The organism is Streptomyces sp. ATLC9, from assembly GCF_057196705.1.
The window spans coordinates 1-5,594 of the sequence record NZ_JBXUOY010000313.1; the positions used below are offsets into that span (position 1 = coordinate 1).

Below are 5,594 nucleotides of genomic sequence, written 5' to 3' on the forward strand. Positions count from 1 at the left end.
CCCGCCCCGCCCCCCCCCCCCCCCCGCGCCCCAGAGCGGAGCCTGCACAACAGCTGTCCCGCCCCAGCACCACCACGAACGGCTTTCGTGTGCCACAGGAAGTTCGAACTGGCTTTCCTCAGGAGGACTCATGTACAGCACGACCGGGTTACGCCTGGCCCTGGTGGGAGACAAGGGCAATCACTCGGAGCCCGCTCACCCCAAGATCGAGTCACTGCTCGCCGAACTGGGGGTGGTCGCTCAGTGGCTCTCCACCGAGAAGATAACCAGTGAGGAGGACCTCGCGGGTTTTCACGGCATATGGGTGGTACCGGGCGCACCGTACCTGAACGAGGCGGGAGTCCAGCACGCCGTCAGCGCGGCGCGTCAGTCCGGCATCCCCTTCCTGGGAACATGCGGGGGGTTCTTCAGCGCCCTCATCGGCAACGCGCTGGTCAACGGACTCCGGGAAGTGACCGGAGTGGTGGAGGATCCGGAACGGTACATGGCTCTTGCGATGCCACTGACCTGCTCGTTCACCGGGCAGAAGGCCCCGCTGACAGTCAAGGCGGACTCCCGGCTGGCGACCGTCTACGGCGATGCCGAGGGCGTGGAAGAGGTGTTTCACTGCTCCTGGTCCCTCAGCCGCGATTTCATGGACGCCGCAGCCGAGGGGGAGATGGAGTTCGTGGCCTGGGACGCCGACGGCGCCCCTCGCGCCTTGGAGCTGAAGAACCACCCCTTCTTCCTCGCCACTCTGTTCCAGCCCGAGCTGTCCTCCACCGCCAGCGCTGTACACCCCCTCATCTCGGAATTCCTGACCGCTGCCGGGCGCATGACCACCAGCACCACGATTCAGGAGCGCTGAAATCGAACTCATGACACAATAAGGGGCGGCAGTCCCCGCCGCCGCGGCACGCCGAGCCGCGGAAGTTCCGCGAATGGCGAGGCTCCGACCAGGCGGTTCGCCGCGCCGGTGCAAGCACCGTGACCCGCCGGGAGTCGCGGTTCAGCACGTCATCGCGGCACCCTCCGTCGCCCGACGCCGGCAGCTCGGCGGCCTGACCACTCTGCCCCAGGGCCGTCCGACCGTGCGCAAGGGCTACCGGACCATACGGTACGCCGGGCCGGGCAGGGTGCAGGCCCTGTCCGGCCCGGCGCACCGTTCGGCGGCCCACGCCCCACCGAAGGCGGATCGGGCCATCGCCGCCGTCCGCACACGGCACCGGAAACCCGGCCGCAGCAGCATCCACCCGACGCCGCAGGAACGTGGTCGGCAGGTCGGCGGCCCTCGTACGACTCCAGCACGAGACGGAGTGGACGCTCCATGCGTTCGCCCTCGGCGCAGCGGCCACGGAGGCCGGCCGAGACGGAGCGCCAGAGACCGACACCGCCCCCCTCTTCCGCCTCCGTCACCCCACCTCCGGCTTCCCTCGCGGAAACTGACGGGCCACCAAGCCACCGGATCCATGAGCCCAAAAGCCGCACATGCCCCTGCATCTCCTTTATCCATCCAATTGCCTTACATGAATCAATCAGGCGTTAATCCGCTTCAATCACCCTCCAATCGCGAAGCGAGCAGACAGAGAGAAATCAAAAGTTCACCGAGGGTTCTCATATCAATGGCGGTTTGTTTAAGATCTCGTGGAGTCGGCGGACCGCTCCCCGAGGAGGACTTTCAATGTCCCGCAAACCTTCATCTCTGGAACAAGTCCCACCCCCGACGACCGCAGGCTTATCGCCCTCCACTCGATCTGGTGCACGAACAGCGAGGAAGAGACGGCGCAGATGCCTCATCCCCGCTGCACTGCTACTGGGATCCCTTCTGACCGCCTGCGCGGACGGTGAGGCACGGACGGGGGCGATGCGAGTCAGCGGCTCGACCACGGTGGCTCCGGTCGCCGCAGACGCGGCGCAGGCCCTGCGTGACCAGGGGCTTGACGTGACGGTCGCCACCCAGGGGGGATCGGCCGGCGGTATCTCCCAACTCGGCGCGGACCAGATCGATATCGCGATGAGTTCCAAGCCGCTGCTGGACGAGGACCGCGTGGCGCACTCGGACACCGCCTTCTACCCGACGCAGATCGGCACCGACGCGGTCGGGGTGGTCATCACCAGGAGAGTGGCCGACGCGGGTGTCGACAACCTCACCGCGCAGCAGGTGCGCGGCCTGTTCGAAGGAAAGATCACCAACTGGTCCCAGGTGGGAGGCCCTGACCTGGAGGTCTTCGTCTACGACAAGGAACCGGGCAGAGGGACGCGCGAGGTGCTGGACAAGTACCTCTACGGTGACAAGACCCCTCCGCCGCCGCCGGAGACCGACAACTTCGCCATCGTCGGCGGCAACCTGGAGACGCGCAGCAAGCTGAAGTCGACACCGGGCAGTGTCGCGCCGCTGTCCACCGGGTTCATCGAAGGCCACGACGATCTGGTCGCGGTGAGGCTGGACGGAGTTCCCGCCAGCGCCGAGAACGTCGCCTCCGGCGACTACCCCATGGCTCGCCCGCTCTTCTTCTTCACCGACGGCAAGCCGCAGGGGAAGGCCAAGGAGTTCATCGACTACATCCTCTCCGACAAGGGGCAGGCCCTGCTCAGCAAGCACGGGTACCTGACCCTCGAACAGCTCGGGAAGTAGCCAGTGGTCACCACCACACCGTTGCGGCCTCCCGCCGCACCGGCCACACCGCCGCGCCCGCGTCCCTCCCGATGGGTGTGGAGCTGGCTCCTCATCGGCGCGCTCTCCGTGGTGACGGTGCTCCTCGTCCTGGGCGGGTACCTGCTCACAGGAATCGGCAGGGGCATGGTCGACTGGGTCGAACTGCTGACCTCACCGGCCTGGAGCCCTACCCACTCCGCCTACGGCGGACTGTCCATGATCTACGGCACGGCAGTCGTCTGCGTGCTCTCCCTCGCCCTCGCCGTTCCTGTCGGCTGGGCCGCGGCCATCGCCCTGACCGAATACCTGCCACCCCGTCTGGCCCGGCCTCTGCGCACGTGCGTCGAACTACTCGCCGCTGTCCCCTCCATCGTCTACGGCCTCGTGGGCATTCTGGCCGTGCGGCCCCTCATCGCCGCGATGGCCGATGTTCCGGGCGGAGACAGCCTCCTGGCCGCCGGGATCGTGCTCGCTGTCATGATCATCCCTACGATCGTCGCCGTGAGCGTGGACGCGCTCACCGCAGTACCCCACCGCTACCGCGAGGCCGCCTACTCTCTCGGGCTGACCCGTCACGAGGTGGTCCGCGCCGCGGTACTTCCAGGTGCCAGGACCGGCATGCGCGCCGCCGTACTGCTGGGCCTGGCCCGAGCGCTCGGCGAGGCGATCGCGGTCTATCTGGTCGTCGGCAGGGCGGACGGCCGTCTTCCGCAGACCCTCGACGGCTTCATGGAGTCGCTGGCGCGTCCCGGCCAGACGCTGACCACCAAACTCGCAGGCCCCGAAACCGTACTGGCAGGTACTTCGGGCCCGCACTTCGCCGCCCTGTGCGGCCTGGGCATCGTGGTGCTGGCGCTTGTGGGCTTCGCCACCGTATGGAGTACGCGGGTGAGGGCACAGCAGCAGACCAGCCGGCGGCCGCGGACCGTCGGATCCCTGCACGCCTCGCCCTCCCTGCGCGTCCAGCGCGACCGGGTTACCACCGTGCTGCGCCTGGCGGCCCTCCTACTGCCCAGCGCGCTACTGGTGGGAATGCTCGCCGTCCTCGTGACACGGGGAACCGCCGCTTTCGATCCGTCGTTCTGGCTCACCGCCACCTCCGGTACGTCAGCGGGCGGCGTACGCGACCAGATCCTGGGGACCGTGCTGCTGGTAGTCACCACCGGACTGGTCTCCCTCCCTCTGGGCTTCGGGGCTGGGGTCCTGATCGGTGTGTGGGCGTCCGCACGCGCGGCCCGCCTGCTGCAGACGCTGACGATGATCGTGGGAGGAGCACCGACCATCCTCCTCGGCCTCGCCGGGTTCGTCGTCCTCTCCAGCGCTCTGGGCTGGGGCAAGTCCTGGCTGGCCGGCGTTCTGGTGCTGGTCCCCGTGGTCGTCCCCGTCGTGGCGCTGGGCACCTCCGCCCGTGTCAGGGGAATGCCCGCCGAGCTCACCGAGAGCGCGATGGCTCTGGGGCTCTCCCGCCACCAGTTCATCCGCTCCGTCGTCATTCCCTACGCCTGGCCCGCGACCATCACCGGAGTGCTGCTCGGTCTGGCGCGGGCAGCAGGGGAGACAGCGCCCCTCCTGTTCACCGCCACCGTCTTCTTCGGCGCTCCGGCCCTGCCGGGAGGAGTCGTGGACTCCCCGATCCAGGCGCTTCCGACGCACATCTTCACCTTGTCACAGGACTCCGGGAACTCCCAGAGCATGGCACAGGCATGGTCCAGCGCCCTGGTTCTGGTACTGATCACGGCGGTACTCCTCAGCGTGGCGGTCGTGCTGCGCAACCGTCGGGAAGGAGAGAGATGGACAGCGTGATAGCCGCACGCGACCTCCGGGTGCAAAGCGGCGACAGGACACTCGTGGGTCCGGTGTCCTTCGAGTTGGCACACGGGTCGACCACCGGCCTCTGCGGGCCGTCCGGCGCCGGCAAGTCCACCGTCCTGCGGGCGCTGGTCGATCTCCTGCCGACCGGCCTCTCCCGAACCGGCGACCTGCACGTACTCGGTCTTCCGGTACGGCCCGGCAAAGCAGACGCGGACCTCAGGTCCAAGGTCGTGCTTGTACCGCAGACTCCGGTGGTCTTCGGGGGGAGCATCCTCGACAACGCGCTCTTCGGGATCCGGCATGTGGTCAGGGCACCCCGTCAGGTTCTGTGCGAGCGGGCCGAGTTCACCTTGCGCGAGGCCGGACTCTGGCAGGAAGTGCACCACAGGCTCGACTCACAGGCACAGACGCTGTCGGCGGGCCAGCGGCAGCGTCTGTGCCTGGCCCGGGCTCTGGCCCTCGACCCGGCGGCCCTGCTGCTCGACGAGCCGACCAGTGCCCTGGACGAGCGCAGCCGCGACACGGTCGAGGAGTCCGTCGCAGCCTTGAGAGGGCGACGCACGGTCTTGCTCGTCTCCCACGACGCCGCCCAAGTCGAGCGGCTCTGTGACACGACCGTGCGCCTCGACCATCCCATGGCAGCACAGCAGATGGCCTCTCTCTCGTGACCACCGCGCCAAGAGACCGCCTCACGGCCATGGCTTGGCACCAAGCCCAGCCACGGGGCTGGCCGAATCCGGACACGTCGAACCGGTCTTCACCATGCCGTGGCATAACTGAGGGGGAACAGGTCCTGGGCGTGCTCCGCCATCGCAGGCTCCCTGACTACCGGGACTCAAGGAGAACCGACGCGGCGAACCGCAAGATCCTCGTTTATCCGGCCCCTGAGGGGCCCCGAAGATCCCGGACAGGGACCCAATAGGGTTGTCCTGTAAAGAATCGAAGGAAGAAGCACGTGGCACGTCCAAGTCCGTACTCGCCAGAGTTCCGTGAGGAAGCGGTCCAGCTGGCGTTGAAATCCAGTAAACCGATCGCTCATGTCGCGCGAGAACTCGGAATGAACCCCGAGACGCTGCGCACCTGGGTGCGCCAGCACGAGCGTGAGAACGGACGGCAGGACGGACCGCTGCCGGTGGACGAGCGTGCC

The 5,594-nt window shown here is 67.8% G+C and carries 5 protein-coding genes; all 5 read left to right on the forward strand.

The genetic code is table 11. The annotated features are described in order from the left end of the window. The first annotated feature begins 130 nt into the window (after positions 1-130). Positions 131-847, forward strand: a complete 717-nt coding sequence (locus tag AC2CJA_RS23355) for a glutamine amidotransferase-related protein (RefSeq protein ID WP_484604657.1) — start codon at positions 131-133, stop codon at positions 845-847. Positions 848-1,843: 996 nt separating this feature from the next. Further along, the gene (locus tag AC2CJA_RS23360) at positions 1,844-2,614 is read left to right on the forward strand and encodes a phosphate ABC transporter substrate-binding protein (RefSeq protein WP_484604658.1); all 771 of its coding nucleotides are present in this window, start codon (positions 1,844-1,846) and stop codon (positions 2,612-2,614) included. A gap of 75 nt (positions 2,615-2,689) precedes the next feature. After that, entirely contained in the window at positions 2,690-4,438 is a 1,749-nt protein-coding gene (gene pstC / locus AC2CJA_RS23365; RefSeq protein ID WP_484604659.1) for a phosphate ABC transporter permease subunit PstC, read from the forward strand. Beyond that, on the forward strand, positions 4,426-5,115 hold the full coding sequence (locus tag AC2CJA_RS23370; RefSeq protein WP_484604660.1) for an ATP-binding cassette domain-containing protein: 690 nt from the start codon (positions 4,426-4,428) through the stop codon (positions 5,113-5,115). Before pstC ends, AC2CJA_RS23370 begins: the two co-directional genes overlap by 13 nt. A gap of 287 nt (positions 5,116-5,402) precedes the next feature. Then, on the forward strand, positions 5,403-5,594 hold a 192-nt coding region (locus tag AC2CJA_RS23375; RefSeq protein WP_484604661.1), incomplete at its 3' end, for a transposase.